This window comes from Streptomyces sp. NPDC048383, assembly GCF_040651775.1.
Taxonomy (GTDB): Bacteria; Actinomycetota; Actinomycetes; order Streptomycetales; family Streptomycetaceae; genus Streptomyces.
Genome location: NZ_JBEZKS010000055.1, coordinates 1 through 13,824 on the forward strand (window position 1 = coordinate 1; position 13,824 = coordinate 13,824).

The 13,824-nt window shown below is 73.7% G+C and carries 12 protein-coding genes; 7 read left to right on the top strand and 5 right to left on the bottom strand.

Features of this window, described 5'->3' with window-relative positions; genetic code table 11:
• The first annotated feature begins 330 nt into the window (after positions 1 to 330).
• The 3 genes from AB0D46_RS30040 (at position 331) to argF (ending at position 3,195) form a co-directional block, all read left to right on the top strand.
• The gene (locus AB0D46_RS30040; protein ID WP_362882088.1) at positions 331 to 798 is read left to right on the top strand and encodes a hypothetical protein; all 468 of its coding nucleotides are present in this window, start codon (positions 331 to 333) and stop codon (positions 796 to 798) included.
• Positions 799 to 853: 55 nt separating this feature from the next.
• Positions 854 to 2,080: an arginine deiminase gene (locus tag AB0D46_RS30045; RefSeq protein WP_362882089.1), complete on the top strand. Its 1,227-nt coding sequence runs from the start codon at positions 854 to 856 to the stop codon at positions 2,078 to 2,080.
• Positions 2,081 to 2,184: 104 nt separating this feature from the next.
• A complete protein-coding gene (argF, locus tag AB0D46_RS30050) occupies positions 2,185 to 3,195 on the top strand; it encodes an ornithine carbamoyltransferase (protein ID WP_362882091.1) in 1,011 nt (336 codons plus the stop codon).
• Here the strand turns inward: argF and AB0D46_RS30055 are convergent, their stop codons facing one another.
• Complete coding sequence (locus AB0D46_RS30055; RefSeq protein WP_362882093.1) at positions 3,196 to 3,645, bottom strand: ATP-binding protein; 450 nt, start codon at positions 3,643 to 3,645, stop codon at positions 3,196 to 3,198.
• Positions 3,646 to 3,955: 310 nt separating this feature from the next.
• On the opposite strand from AB0D46_RS30055, the gene AB0D46_RS30060 reads away from it, so the two are divergent.
• Together AB0D46_RS30060 and AB0D46_RS30065 are read left to right on the top strand one after the other, a co-directional pair.
• The gene (locus AB0D46_RS30060; protein ID WP_362882094.1) at positions 3,956 to 4,783 is read left to right on the top strand and encodes an enoyl-CoA hydratase family protein; all 828 of its coding nucleotides are present in this window, start codon (positions 3,956 to 3,958) and stop codon (positions 4,781 to 4,783) included.
• Positions 4,784 to 4,787: 4 nt separating this feature from the next.
• The gene (locus AB0D46_RS30065) at positions 4,788 to 7,109 is read left to right on the top strand and encodes a bifunctional salicylyl-CoA 5-hydroxylase/oxidoreductase (RefSeq protein WP_362882096.1); all 2,322 of its coding nucleotides are present in this window, start codon (positions 4,788 to 4,790) and stop codon (positions 7,107 to 7,109) included.
• A 157-nt stretch (positions 7,110 to 7,266) separates the two neighbouring features.
• Here AB0D46_RS30065 and AB0D46_RS30070 read toward each other — a convergent pair whose 3' ends face one another.
• From AB0D46_RS30070 to AB0D46_RS30080, 3 genes are all read right to left on the bottom strand, one after another.
• Positions 7,267 to 8,118, bottom strand: coding sequence for a GNAT family N-acetyltransferase (locus AB0D46_RS30070; RefSeq protein ID WP_362882098.1), 852 nt, complete (start codon positions 8,116 to 8,118; stop codon positions 7,267 to 7,269).
• 82 nt (positions 8,119 to 8,200) lie between these two features.
• The gene (locus tag AB0D46_RS30075) at positions 8,201 to 9,001 is read right to left on the bottom strand and encodes a PaaX family transcriptional regulator C-terminal domain-containing protein (protein WP_362882100.1); all 801 of its coding nucleotides are present in this window, start codon (positions 8,999 to 9,001) and stop codon (positions 8,201 to 8,203) included.
• A 4-nt stretch (positions 9,002 to 9,005) separates the two neighbouring features.
• The gene (locus AB0D46_RS30080) at positions 9,006 to 10,616 is read right to left on the bottom strand and encodes an AMP-binding protein (RefSeq protein ID WP_362882175.1); all 1,611 of its coding nucleotides are present in this window, start codon (positions 10,614 to 10,616) and stop codon (positions 9,006 to 9,008) included.
• Between the two features lie 127 nt (positions 10,617 to 10,743).
• Between AB0D46_RS30080 and AB0D46_RS30085 the strand changes: the two genes are divergently transcribed.
• Both AB0D46_RS30085 and AB0D46_RS30090 read left to right on the top strand, forming a co-directional pair.
• Positions 10,744 to 11,868, top strand: coding sequence for an acyl-CoA dehydrogenase family protein (locus AB0D46_RS30085; protein ID WP_362882101.1), 1,125 nt, complete (start codon positions 10,744 to 10,746; stop codon positions 11,866 to 11,868).
• Entirely contained in the window at positions 11,865 to 12,263 is a 399-nt protein-coding gene (locus tag AB0D46_RS30090; RefSeq protein WP_362882103.1) for a Rid family hydrolase, read from the top strand. The genes AB0D46_RS30085 and AB0D46_RS30090 overlap by 4 nt, the downstream gene beginning before the upstream one ends.
• 45 nt (positions 12,264 to 12,308) lie before the next feature.
• Here AB0D46_RS30090 and AB0D46_RS30095 read toward each other — a convergent pair whose 3' ends face one another.
• A complete protein-coding gene (locus tag AB0D46_RS30095; RefSeq protein WP_362882105.1) occupies positions 12,309 to 13,679 on the bottom strand; it encodes an aminopeptidase P family protein in 1,371 nt (456 codons plus the stop codon).
• Positions 13,680 to 13,824 lie beyond the last annotated feature (145 nt).

A 13,824-nucleotide genomic window follows, 5' to 3' on the forward strand; every position in this document is an offset into this window, starting at 1 on the left:
GCCCCTGCCCGCCCCCTCGCCCCACCCCGGCGCGCGGCGCCCCGCGCGCGCGGCCCCCCCCCGGGCGGCCCCCCCCCCCCCCCCCCCCCCCCCGCGGCCGGCCGGACCCGGCACCGACGGGCGGTCCCCTGGCGCCGGCTCCCTTACGCGGCCGCGCCCGGCCCCGTACACGCGATGCCCGCCAAGTAGGCCGTATGGGGGAACTTGTGGGGAGAACGCCGGGGAAACCCCCGGCGGGATCGTTCATCCAGGGCAGCGGAATGTCCGCGACCCTGGAAGGACGGAACGTCACTTATGAAGATGACCGCGCGCGGAAGCCTTGCGGCACTCATGACCTGCATGGCCGCGGCCGGTGCGGCCTCACCGGCCGTCGCCCAGTCGGTTCCGGTGGGTGTCCCGTTGGACGCCGTGGAGACCACGCTGGGCGTGGCCACCCCGCGCGTGGCCACCTCGGTGCCGGTCCCGGTCGTCGGCGCCCCCGAGGCGCCCCGCCACCACACCGGCGACCTGCTCCCGACCCCACTGATCCCGGTGGTGCCCATCGGCACCGACCTCGGCGGCACGAACGTCACCTCGCCGGTGCCGAACCTGGCGGGCACTCCCGAGACGGACGGCGAGGGGTCCCTGAAGTCCCCGGCTACGACCCTGTTGGCCCGGAGCCCCGGTGCGATCGTCGGCGCCCCGCTGTCGATGCCCGACGGCGGCAACTACGGGATCCCGAACCTGACGACGCCCAAGTTGGGCCTGACGACCCCGGAGTTGATCGGCGCCCCGACCGCGCTTCTCGGACTGCGCTGAGACCGCTTGGCCGCAGCGCGTTCGAAAGGCGGCCCGGTCTGGGAACGTGTAGGGCATGGGATTCCATGTCGACTCCGAGACCGGGCGGCTTCGCCGCGTCATCCTCCACCGGCCCGACCTGGAGCTGAAGCGGCTCACACCGAGCAACAAGGACGCACTGCTCTTCGACGACGTGTTGTGGGTGCGCAGGGCCCGTCAGGAACACGACGGCTTCGCCGACGTCCTGCGTGACCGGGGCGTCGCCGTGCACCTGTTCGGCGACCTGCTGCGGGAGTCCCTCGGGATCACCGAGGCGCGACACCTCGTACTGGACCGGGTCTTCGACGAGAAGGAGTACGGGCCGCTCGCCACCGACCACCTGCGAGCGGCGTTCGACGGGCTCTCCCCGGGCGACCTGGCCGAGGCGCTCGTCGGCGGCATGACCAAGCGGGAGTTCCTGGAGCGGCACCCCGAACCGGTGTCGGTGCGCTTCCACGCGCTGGACCTCGACGACTTCCTGCTGGGGCCGTTGCCCAACCACCTCTTCACCCGGGACACCTCCGCCTGGATCTACGACGGGGTGTCGATCAACGCGATGCGCTGGCCGGCCCGGCAGCGCGAGACCGTCCACTTCGAGGCGATCTACCGGCACCACCCGCTGTTCACCGGCTCCGGCGCCTTCCACTACTGGTCGCAGGGGCAGTCCGACTACCCGTCGACGATCGAGGGCGGGGACGTCCTGGTCATCGGCAACGGCGCCGTGCTGATCGGGATGAGCGAGCGCACCACCCCGCAGGCGGTGGAGATGCTCGCGCGCGGACTGTTCGCCGCCGGGTCGGCGACCGTCATCGTCGCGCTCGACATGCCCAAGCGGCGGGCCTTCATGCACCTCGACACGGTGATGACGATGGTCGACGCGGACACCTTCACCCAGTACGCGGGCCTCGGCATGCTCCGCTCCTACACGATCCGGCCGGGGGAGGGGAGCCGTGAACTCCAGGTCAGCGACCACGCTCCGGAGCACATGCACAAGGCGATCGCGGACGCCCTCGGGCTCGGCAAGATCCGCGTCCTGACGGCCACGCAGGACGTGCACTCGGCGGAGCGCGAGCAGTGGGACGACGGCTGCAACGTGCTGGCCGTCGAGCCGGGGGTGGTCGTCGCGTACGAGCGGAACGTGACCACCAACACCCACCTGCGTCGGGAGGGCATCGAGGTGATCGAGATCCCCGGCAGCGAACTGGGCCGCGGCCGCGGCGGGCCGCGCTGCATGAGCTGCCCGGTCGAGCGGGACGCGATCTGAACTCCACCGGCCGGCGGGCGGACTGCCCCAGGGGTATGTATATCAATACAGGGCGTCGTATAGACTTCCATCATTCCCTGTCAGCGTCACACTGGAGAGTCCCCATGGCCACCGACCTCTTCGGCCGCAGTTTCCTCAAGGAGCTCGATTTCACCGCCGCCGAGTTCCGCGGTCTGGTCGAGCTGGCGGCCGAGCTCAAGGCGGCGAAGAAGGCCGGGATCGAGGAGCGGCGCCTGGTGGGCAGGAACATCGCGCTGATCTTCGAGAAGACCTCCACGCGCACCCGCTGCGCCTTCGAGGTGGCCGCCGCCGACCAGGGCGCCGGCACCGTCTACCTTGACCCCTCCGGCTCCCAGATGGGGCACAAGGAGTCCGTCCGCGACACCGCCCGCGTCCTCGGCCGGATGTTCGACGGGATCGAGTACCGGGGCGACAGCCAGGCCGCCGTCGAGGAGCTCGCCGCCCACGCCGGCGTACCCGTCTTCAACGGACTGACGAACGACTGGCACCCCACCCAGATGCTCGCCGACGTGCTCACCATGACCGAGCACGGCACCAAGCCCCTGGAGCGGACCGCCTTCGCCTACCTCGGCGACGCCCGCTTCAACATGGGCAACTCCTACCTGGTGACCGGCGCGCTGCTGGGCATGGACGTACGGATCGTCGCGCCGAAGGAGTACTGGCCCGCCGAGGCCGTCGTGACCCGGGCCCGGGAGCTGGCCGCGGCCTCCGGGGCGCGGATCACCCTCACCGAGGACGTCGCCGAGGGCGTGGCGCAGGCCGACTTCGTGGCCACCGACGTGTGGGTGTCGATGGGCGAGCCCAAGGAGGTCTGGGCCGAGCGGATCGAGGCGCTGGCCCCGTACGCGGTCACCACGGACGTGCTGCGGGCCACGGGCAATCCGGACGTGAGGTTCCTGCACTGCCTGCCCGCCTACCACGACCTCGGAACCGAGGTCGCGCGGGACGTGCACGAGCGGTACGGCCTGGACTCGCTGGAGGTCACGGACGAGGTGTTCGAATCGGCGCACTCCGTTGTCTTCGACCAGGCCGAGAACCGGCTCCACACGATCAAGGCCGTACTGGTGGCCACGCTGGCCAAGCCGCGCGCATAGTCATGCGCGGGGGCGCGGAACGCATGCGTCCGCGCCCGCCGCGGCGCGCGCCGCGAGGGTGAACCAGACGGCCTTGCCGTGTGCGGTGCGGCGGTGACCGCAGGCGGAACTCAGGGTCCGGATCAGCAGCAGACCCCGCCCGTGCTCCTGCCAGGGGTCCGGGTGCGTGTCGTCCGGCCGGGCGGTCAGGTCGCCCGGCGGGAACGGGTCCCCGTCGTGGACCTCGACCCGGCAGCCGTTCGCCAGCAACTCCACGACCAGCTCGATCCCCGCGCCCGCGACGGTGTGTTCCACGGCGTTGGCGACCAGCTCGGCCGTCAGCAGCTCCGCGGTGTCGCTGTCGGCGGCCGGCTCGGCCTCCGTGAGCGCGGTCCGCACCAGCGCCCGGGCGAGGGGCACGGCGGCGGCCGTGTGCGGGAGGGCGATCCGCCAGGCGGCGGGCTCGGGCACGACAGGCCTCCGTTCCGTGGGTGTGCGATGACGCGCGGGGCGGATCGTCCCGGCGCGGGAGGGACCGCCCGGTCGCGGGAAAGGGAACTCCCGGTTTCAACCATACGAACCGTCGGCGCGGCCCCGTAGGGCACCCCGTCCGAACGGCACGCAACCACGGTCACCGATCGCTCGGGACCTTCGTCGTTCCCCCCGGACCGTGCCCCGCATCCGCGTGTGCCCCGGCCCCGCGCCCGCATGTGCTCCGCCCCGTAACCCACCTGTCGCGTTTTCGTGACGGCAGTCAATACTCGGTGATACCGTCGGTTTCGTGAGCCCCTTCACCGGTTCCACACCAGCGACCGAACGGTGGCGCCACCTGCGGGTGACCCGGCAGGACGGCGTGGCCACCGTCACCCTCGACCGCCCCGAGAAGCTGAACGCGCTCACCTTCGGCGCCTACGCCGACCTGCGCGACCTGCTCGCCGAAGTGTCCCGCGAACGCTCCGTGCGCGCCCTGGTCCTGGCGGGCGAGGGGCGCGGCTTCTGCTCCGGCGGAGACGTGGACGAGATCATCGGCGCCACCCTCGCCATGGACACCGCCGAACTCCTCGACTTCAACCGGATGACCGGCCAGGTCGTCCGCGCGATCCGCGAATGCCCCTTCCCGGTGATCGCCGCCGTGCACGGGGTGGCCGCCGGGGCCGGCGCCGTCCTCGCCCTCGCCGCCGACTTCCGGATCGCCGACCCCACCGCCCGCTTCGCGTTCCTCTTCACCCGCGTCGGCCTCTCCGGCGGCGACATGGGCGCCGCCTACCTGCTGCCCCGGGTCGTCGGCCTCGGCCACGCCACCCGGCTCCTCATGCTCGGAGAGCCCGTACGCGCCGCCGAGGCGGAGCGCATCGGACTGCTCAGCGAACTCGTCGACGAGGGCAAGGCGGACGCCCGGGCCGCCGAACTGGCCGCCCGCCTCGCCGCCGGACCCGCCCTCGCCCACGCCCAGACCAAGGCCCTGCTGACCGCGGAACTCGACATGCCGCTGGCCGCGTCGGTCGAGCTGGACGCCAACACCCAGGCCCTCCTCATGCACGGCCAGGACTACGCGGAGTTCCACGCCGCCTTCACCGGGAAGCGTCCGCCGCAGTGGAAGGGCAGGTAGCCGGATGACCGCGAGCGCCCTTCGGGTGGCCGTCGTCGGCGGGGGGCCCGGCGGCCTCTACACCGCCGCACTCCTGGCCCGGCAGGGCCACCTCGTCGAGGTCTGGGAGCGCCGGGCCCCCGACGACACCTTCGGCTTCGGCGTCGTCCTCTCCGACGAGACCCTCGGCGGCATCGAACGCGCCGACACCGTCGTCCACGCCGCGCTCGGCGCCGAGTTCGTCCGCTGGGACGACGTGGACGTCGTCCACCGCGGCCGACTGCTCACCTCCGGCGGCCACGGCTTCGCCGCCCTCGGCAGGCGCCGACTGCTGGAGATCCTGCACGAGCGCTGCGCCGGCCTCGGGGTCCGGCTCCGCTTCCGCACCGAAGCCCCCGACGCCTTCGCCCTCGCCGCCGGCCACGACCTGGTCGTCGCCGCCGACGGGGTGCACAGCGCCACCCGTACGGCCGGCGCCGCGCACTTCCGACCCACCGTCACCGAAGGCCGCTGCCGCTACATCTGGCTCGCCGCCGACTTCGCCTTCGAAGCGTTCCGCTTCGAGATCGCCGAGACCGAGCACGGCGTCATGCAGCTGCACGCCTACCCGTACGCCGCCGACGCCTCCACCGTGATCGTCGAGATGCGCGAGGAGGTGTGGCGGGCGGCCGGGTTCGACCTCCGCGACGCGGACGAGTCGGCGGCCCGCTGCGCCAAGATCTTCGCCGACGCCCTGCGCGGCCGGCCCTTGCGCGGCAACCGCTCGGCCTGGACCCGCTTCCCGACCGTGACGTGCGGGCAGTGGTCGCACGGGAACGTCGCCCTGGTCGGCGACGCCGCGCACACCGCGCACTTCTCCATCGGCTCCGGCACGAAACTCGCCGTCGAGGACGCCCTCGCGCTCACCGAGGCCCTGGAAGCGGCGCGGGCCGCCGGGCACGGGGTACCGCAGGCCCTCGCGGCGTACGAGCGGGACCGGCGCCCGGCGGTGGCCAGCACCCAGCGGGCGGCCGCCGCCAGCATGCGCTGGTTCGAGGGGATCGACTCGTACGTCGGCCAACCGGCCCGGCAGTTCGCCTTCAACCTGCTCACCCGCAGCCGCCGCGTCACCCACGACAACCTCCGGCTGCGCGACCCCCGCTTCACCCGCGCGGTCGAACGGGACTTCGGCTGCCCGCAACAGGAGGCGCCCGATCAGCGGGACCCGGGGGACGCGGGGGACCCGGGCGACGCCGGCGGTACGGGAACGCCGCCGATGTTCACCCCGTTCACCCTGCGCGGGCTGACCCTGCGCAACCGCGTCGTCGTCTCGCCCATGGACATGTACTCCGCGCGGGAAGGGGTGCCCGGGGACTTCCACCTCGTGCACCTGGGCGCGCGGGCCCTGGGCGGGGCCGGACTCGTCATGACCGAGATGGTCTGCGTGAGCCCCGAGGGCCGCATCACGCCCGCCTGCGCCGGCCTGTGGACGGCCGACCAGGCCACCGCCTGGAAGCGGATCGTGGACTTCGTGCACACCTCCGCCCCCGGCGCTGCCCTCGGCGTCCAACTCGGCCACTCCGGCCGCAAGGGCTCCACGCGCGTCATGTGGGAGGGCATGGACGAACCCCTCCCGCAGGACAACTGGCCGCTCGTCGCGGCCTCCGCCCTGCCGTACAAGCCGGGCCTGTCCGCCGTCCCGCGCGCCCTGGCCGCCGACGACCTCGGCGCGATCCGCTCCGACTTCGCGGCGGCCGCCGTACGCGCCGCGGACTGCGGCTTCGACCTGCTGGAACTGCACTGCGCGCACGGCTACCTGCTGTCCGGCTTCCTGTCCCCGCTCACCAACCACCGCGACGACGTCTACGGCGGCCCCCTGGAGAACCGGCTGCGGTTCCCGTTGGAGGTCTTCGACGCGGTCCGCGAGGTCTGGCCGCAGGACCGCCCGATGACCGTGCGGCTCTCCGCGACCGACTGGGCCCCCGGCGGCACCACGCCCGAGGAGGCCGAACGGATCGCCGCCGCGTTCGCCGCCCACGGAGCCGACGCCGTCGACGTGTCCACGGGCCAGGTCGTGGCCGACGAACAACCCGAGTACGGGCGCTCCTACCAGACCCCGCACGCCGACCGGATCCGCAACGCCCTGGGCATCCCCGTCATCGCGGTCGGCGCCATCTCCTCCTGGGACGACGTCAACTCCCTGCTCCTCGCCGGCCGCGCCGACCTGTGCGCGGTCGGCCGCCCCCACCTCTACGACCCGAACTGGACCCTGCACGCCGCCGCCGACCAGGACTGGGCGGGCCCGGCCGCCCCCTGGCCGGAGCCGTACCGCGCGGGCAGCCGGAAACCGCCGACGGGCCGGGTCTAGTGCTGTGGCCGGAAGGGTTTGCCGGGTCGCGGTGTTCGGTGCGGTGCATCGCGAGGCGGCGGGCCGCGGTTCGTACTGGACGTACTTCCGTGGTCCGACAACGCGGCGAGGTGCCGTGCCGGGCGCCGCGACCCGGTGGACCTTTCCGGTCCCAGCACTAGGCCGCCGCGGACACCGCTTCCAGGTGGAGCCGGTCGTCGATCGGGACGTAGCCGAGGCGCTGGTAGACGCCGTTGCTGGTCGGGTTGGCCAGGTCGGTGAAGAGCAGCACCTCGGTCGCGCCGGCCGCGCGCGCCCCCTCGGTCGCGGCGTGCGTCACCCCGGCCGCGTATCCCCGGCCGCGTTCCCCGGGCGGCGTGTAGACGGGGCCGATCCGGGAGGCGGAGCCGATCGGGCGGGAGAAGCCGGCCACGGACACCGGGGTGCCCGCGTGCTCCCACAGCAGGAACCCGCCGTACGAGATCCGGTCGCGCAGGGCCGTCGGGGAGGCCGTGCCGGGGCTGTCGACCTCCCGGTTGAACTCCGTGACCCACTCCAGCAGCAGCGGCAGGTCCGCCTCCCGCGCGGGGCGGGCCCGCCCCGGCGGCAACGGGTGCGGGGCGGCCAGGGTGCCCAGCCGGTACAGCCGGGTCTCGTCCACGACCCGGACCGGCGTCCCCCACACCCCGGCCAGGGTCCGCGCGTCCGCGCTGCGGGCGTCGAAACCGGCGACGTCCGCGAGCAGCGGCTCCGCGGTGAGGGCGGCGCCCAGCGCCGGTAAGGCCTCCGGGGGCAGCGCGCCGAGCAGCAGGGGAAACGGTGGCGTGCGCAGCAGCCCACCGGCGACGACCCCGTCGGAGCCGGTCCACCAACCGAAGACGGGGTCGCCGGGGCCGTGGGCGTGCGGGCCGCGCCGCTCCAGGGCGTCGGCGACGGTCAGCAGGATGGTGTTGACGACGGGCTGCGCGGCCACGGCCGGGCGCGCGACGGCCAGGAAGGCCGCCAGATCATTGCTGAAGGTCCAGGTCATGACCCATCGTGCCCGGCCCGCGGGGCCCGCGCACCGGAGTTTCCGCCCGACCCCGGCCGGCGTTCGGGCCGTCCCGAGCGCCCTACTCCCGTACGAACAGCGCGCCCGTCTCCCGCAGCCGGGCGTGGAGCTCGGCGAAGACCGCCGCCGCCCGGTCGCCCGGCCAGTCGGCGGGCAGCAGCTCGCGCGGTAGCCCGGGGTCCGCGTACGGCAGCCGCCGCCAGGTGTCCAGAGCCGGCAGGTACGTCCGGTACGCCTCCTCGGGCGTCGGCTCGGAGCCCGACTGCAGGGCCCGCAGGGCCGGTTCGTGCAGGTCGAGGAACTCCTCGTGCTGCTTGGCCAGAGCCGCCAGGTCCCACCAGCGGGCCACCGCCTCGGCCGTCGGGGCGAAACCGAGGTGACCGCCCCGGAACAGCTCCACGTACGCCGTCAGGTGCAGCCGCTCCAGCGTGCGGCCGGTCTCCCCGGCCAGGTGCGCGGGGGCGATCCACACGCCGGGGGCCACGGCCCCGAAGCCAAGCCGGGCCAGCCGCGAGCGCAGCAGGTGCCGCTTGTGCCGCTCCTGCTCGGGCACGGAGAAGACGGCGACCAGCCACTCCTCCGAGACGGGCACGGCGCCGTAGATCCGCCGGTCGCCGTCCTCCAACAGTTGGCGGGCCTCCTCGGACAGCACGTAGCCGGGGGCGCCGTCCGCCGCCCGCGCGGGCTCCAGGAAGCCGCGCCGTTTCAGGCGGGACACCGAGGAACGGACGGAGGGCGCGTCGACCCCGGCCGCGCCCAGCAGGCGGACCAGGGCGGACACCGGTACGGGACCCTCGAAGGACCGTCCGTAGGCGCCGTAGAAGGTGACGATCAAAGAACGCGGAGTGTGCTGCTCGGCCACGGGTTCACTCTAGATCGCGCAGCCGGAACCGTTGGAGTTTGCCGGTCGCGGTCCGCGGCAGCGCCGGCAGGAAGACGAAGGAGCGCGGGCACTTGTGCGGGACCAGCTCGCCCCGCACGAAGGTCCGCAGCGCCTCCTCGCCGAGCACCGCCCCCTCGCGCAGCACCGTGTACGCCACCACCACCTGCCCGCGCCGCTCGTCGGGCCGGCCGACCACGGCCACCTCCACCACGTCCGGGTGGCGCAGCACGGCCTCCTCGACCTCCGGGCCGGCGATGTTGTACCCCGAGGAGATGATCATGTCGTCGGCGCGGGCGACGTACCGGAAGTAGCCCTCCGGGTCGCGGACGTAGGTGTCGCCGGTCAGGTTCCAGCCGTCCCGTACGTACTCGCCCTGCCGGGGGTCGGCCAGATAGCGGCAGCCCACCGGCCCGCGCACCGCCAGCAGCCCCGGCTCGTTGTCCGCCACCGGCCGCCCCGAGGGGTCCACCACCCGGGCCTGCCACCCCGGCACCACCCGGCCGGTCGTCCCGGGCCGGATGTCCTCGTCCGCCGCCGAGATGAAGATGTGCAGCAGCTCGGTCGCCCCGATCCCGTTGATGATCCGCAGGCCGGTGCGCTCGTACCAGGCCCGCCAGGTCGCCTCGGGCAGGTTCTCGCCCGCCGACACGCAGCGGCGCAGCGCGGACAGGTCGTAGGCGCCGGCGTCGTACGGGCCGAGCGTGTCCAGCATCGACCGGTAGGCGGTGGGCGCCGTGAACAGCACGGTCACCCCGTGCTCGGCGAGCGCGGGCAGCAGCACCCGGGGCGCGGCCTGCTCCAGCAGCAGCGCGCAGGCACCGGCCCGCAGCGGGAACACCACCAGCCCGCCCAGCCCGAAGGTGAACCCCAGCGGGGGGCTGCCCGCGAACACGTCGTCGGGGCGGGGTCGCAGCACACCGGCCGAGAAGGTGTCGGCGACGGCGAGCAGGTCCCGGTGGAAGTGCATGCAGCCCTTGGGGCGGCCGGTGGTCCCCGAGGTGAACGCGATCAGCGCCACGTCGTCGGCCGAGGTCTCCACCGCCTCGTACGGCGCCGGATGCGCCTCGGCCAGCCGCAGCAGGTCGTCCGCGGCGTCACCGCCGTACGCGGTGATCCGCAGGCCCGGAACCTCGGCCTTCGCCAGGTCGTCGAGGGCGCTCACATGACACACGGCGTGCCGCACCCGGGCCATGGCGCACACCGTGGCCAGCTCCTGCGCCCGCTGCTGGGCCAGTACGGTCACGGCCACCGCGCCCGCCTTCATGACCGCCAACCAGCACGCGGCGAGCCAGGGCCCGGTGGGGCCGCGGAGCAGCACCCGGTTGCCGGGGACCACTCCCAGGTCGACGGTGAGGACGTGGGCCAGCCGGTCCACGCGCTCGCGCAGTTCCCCGTACGACCACACCTCGCCCGCACCGCTGCGGAACGCCGGCCGGTCCGGGCCGAACCGGGCGATCGTGGCGTCGAGCAGCTCGGCCCCGCAGTTCAACCGGTCGGGGTAGGCCAGTTCGGGCAGTTCGAACAGCAACTGCGGCCAGGCGTGCGCCGGCGGCAGGTGGTCCCGGGCAAAAGTGTCGGCGTGGGCGGAAGGCATGAGCTCCAAGGCGGGTTCGCCCCCTTGCAACGTCCGGATTGAGGTGGAGCCGGCCGTGCGGTCGCGTCACGAGCGTATCGTGACAGTGACGACAGTCAACAGGACGCGATAGAACTGGGGCATTCGGATGACCGGATTCGCGCTCGGGCCGGAAGAAGAGGAAGGGTGCGCCCGGCTGCGCACCCTGGCGGGGGAGCGGCTCAGGCCGCTCGCCGAGAAGGGCGAACCCGGCCGGGTGAACCGGCCGCTGCTCGCGGCCCTCGGTGAACTGGGCCTGCTGGAAAAGGTGTTCACCTCAGGGGCGTTGGAGCTGTGCCTGCTGCGGGAGTCCCTGGCCTACGGTTGCACCGAGGCGGAGACCGCGCTGGCCCTCCAGGGCCTCGGCGCCCACCCGGTGCTCGCCGCCGGCAGCGCGGCGCAGCGGGAACGCTGGCTGCCGGGCGTACGGGAGGGCAAGGCGGTGGCGGCCTTCGCGCTCAGCGAGCCGGGCGCCGGCTCGGACGCGGCGGCCCTGGCCCTGGCGGCCGAACCGGACGGGCCGGGTTGGCGGCTGACCGGCACCAAGTGCTGGATCTCCAACGCCCCCGAAGCGGACTTCTACACCGTGTTCGCCCGGACGGGTGAGGCGCCGGGCGCCAAGGGCATCACCGCCTTCCTGGTCCCGGGGGACCGGGGGGGCCTCACCGGCGAGGCCCTCGACATGCTGTCGCCGCACCCGATCGGCTCCCTCGCCTTCGACGCCGTCGCCGTCGGACCCGAGGACGTGCTCGGGGAACCCGGGCAGGGCTTCCGCGTCGCGATGGGCACGCTGAACCTGTTCCGGCCGAGCGTCGGCGCGTTCGCCGTGGGCATGGCCCGGGCGGCCCTGGACGCCACCCTCGCGCACACCGCCGGACGTGCCGCGTTCGGCGGGGTCCTGGCCGACCTCCAGGCCGTCGCCCACCGGGTCGCCGAGATGGCCACCCGCACCGAGGCCGCCCGGCTGCTGGTCTACGCCGCCGCCGGAGCCCACGACCGGGGCGCGCCCGACGTCCCGCGCCGGGCGGCGATGGCCAAACTGCTCGCCACCGAGACCGCCCAGTACGTCGTCGACCACGCCGTCCAACTGCACGGGGCGGTCGCCCTGCGCCGCGGCCACCTCCTGGAGCACCTCTACCGGGAGGTGCGGGCCCCCAGGATCTACGAGGGCGCCAGCGAGGTGCAGCGCACGATCATCGCGAAGGAGCTCTACCGGGAGGTGGCGGCCCGATGAGCCTCGAACGCGTCAACCCGCCGGAGCTGTCCCCGGCGACCGGCTTCTCGCACGCGGTCGTCGCCACCGGCGGCCGGCTCGTGTTCCTGGCGGGCCAGACCGCCCTCGACGGCGCCGGCAAGGTGGTCGGGCAGACCCTGCCCGAGCAGTTCGAGCGGGCCCTGACCAACCTGCTGGCCGCCCTCGCCGCCGCGGGCGGCACCCCGGCCGACCTGGCCCGGGTCACCGTGTACGCGGCGGACGTGGCCGCCTACCGGGAGCACGCGAGTGAACTGGGGCGCGTGTGGCGGGCGTTGGCGGGTCGGGAGTATCCGGCGATGGCCGTGGTCGGCATCGTACGACTGTGGGACACCGAGGCCCTGGTCGAACTCGACGGCATCGCCGTGCTGCCCTGATCGGGGCCCGGCGCGCTGTCCCTCGGCGCGCCGTCCCTCGGCGCGCTATCCCTCCAGGAGGGCGCCCATCCACTCCTCGATGCCCGCGACCGTGCGCGGCAGGGCCCCGGACATCAGGCGGGCGCCGTCCGAGGTGATGACCAGGTCGTCCTCGATGCGCACGCCGATGCCGCGGAGCTCTACGGGGAGGGTCTCGTCGTCGGGCTGGAGGTAGAGGCCGGGTTCCACGGTGAGGACCTGGCCCTCCTCCAGGACCCCGTCCAGGTAGGCGTCGGCCCGCGCCCGCGCGCAGTCGTGGACGTCGAGCCCGAGCATGTGGCCGCTGCTGCACAGGGTGTACCGCCGGTGCAGGTCGCCCCGCGCGTCCTTCAGGACGCCCCACTCGGCCAGCCCCTCGGCGATGACCCGCATCCCGGCCCGGTGGAAGTCGCGGAAGCTCGCGCCCGGGCGCAGCGCCGCCATGCCGGCGTCCTGGGCGGCCAACACCAGTTCGTACACCTGCCGTTGGACAGGTGAGAAGCGTCCCGACAGGGGGAGCGTGCGGGTGATGTCGGCGGTGTACAGGGTGTCCGTCTCGACGCCCGCGTCGAGCAGCAGCAGGTCGTCGCCGTTAAGTCGGCCGTCGTTGCGGATCCAGTGCAGTACGCAGGCGTGGGCGCCGGAGGCGGCGATCGTGTCGTAGCCGGTGCCGTTGCCCTCGGCCCGGGCGCGCAGGTTGAAGACGCCCTCGATCCAGCGCTCGCCGCGCGGGTGGGCGAGGGCGCGCGGCAGGGCCCGTACGACGTCCTCGAACCCGGCGGTGGTGTGGTCCACGGCCCGTTGGAGCTGGTCGACCTCCCACGCGTCCTTGACCAGCCGCAGTTCCGACAGGGCGCCGGCCAGCTCGTGGTCGGTGGCGGCGTCGCGGGCGGGCGGGGAGCCGAGGGCGTCCAGGTGCGCGCAGCGGATGCCGGTCAGCCGTTCGGCCTCCGCCAGGTCGGGGCGGCGGCCGACCCAGAACTCGCCGTGGCGGCGGTCGCGGTAGAACTCCTCGTTGCCGCCGGTCCGGGGCGAGCGCGGTCGGAGGTACAACACCGCCTCGTGGCCGCTCGGCCCGGCGGGCTCCAAAACCAGGACGTGTCCCACCTGGTCCTCGCCGGTGAGGCCGGTGAGCCAGGCGTACGCGCTGTGCGGCCGGAAGCGGTGGTCGCAGTCGTTGGAGCGGACCTTCAGCTCGCCCGCCGGTACGACGAGCCGCTCGCCGGGGAAGAGCGCCGAGAGGCGGGCCCGGCGAGCGGGGGTCACGTCGTGGGCGGCGACGCGGGCCGTGGCGGGCAGCGGGGAGGCCGCCCAGTCCGCCGCCATGAAGCGGGACAACTCGGCTGATACCGGCAGGTCGTGACTGCCGATGTGGAGGCCGGAGGGGTGGTCGGTCATGGAGGCTCCCTCAAGAAGTACCGAACTGGTGGGCGCACAGGTCTTGTCAGTGCAATTTCACATTACTATGTTACAGCTCACACCTCGGCACGTTAATCCCCGTCAAACGCCGTGTGACGCAAGGCAGTTCCACCACTTCCCCCAC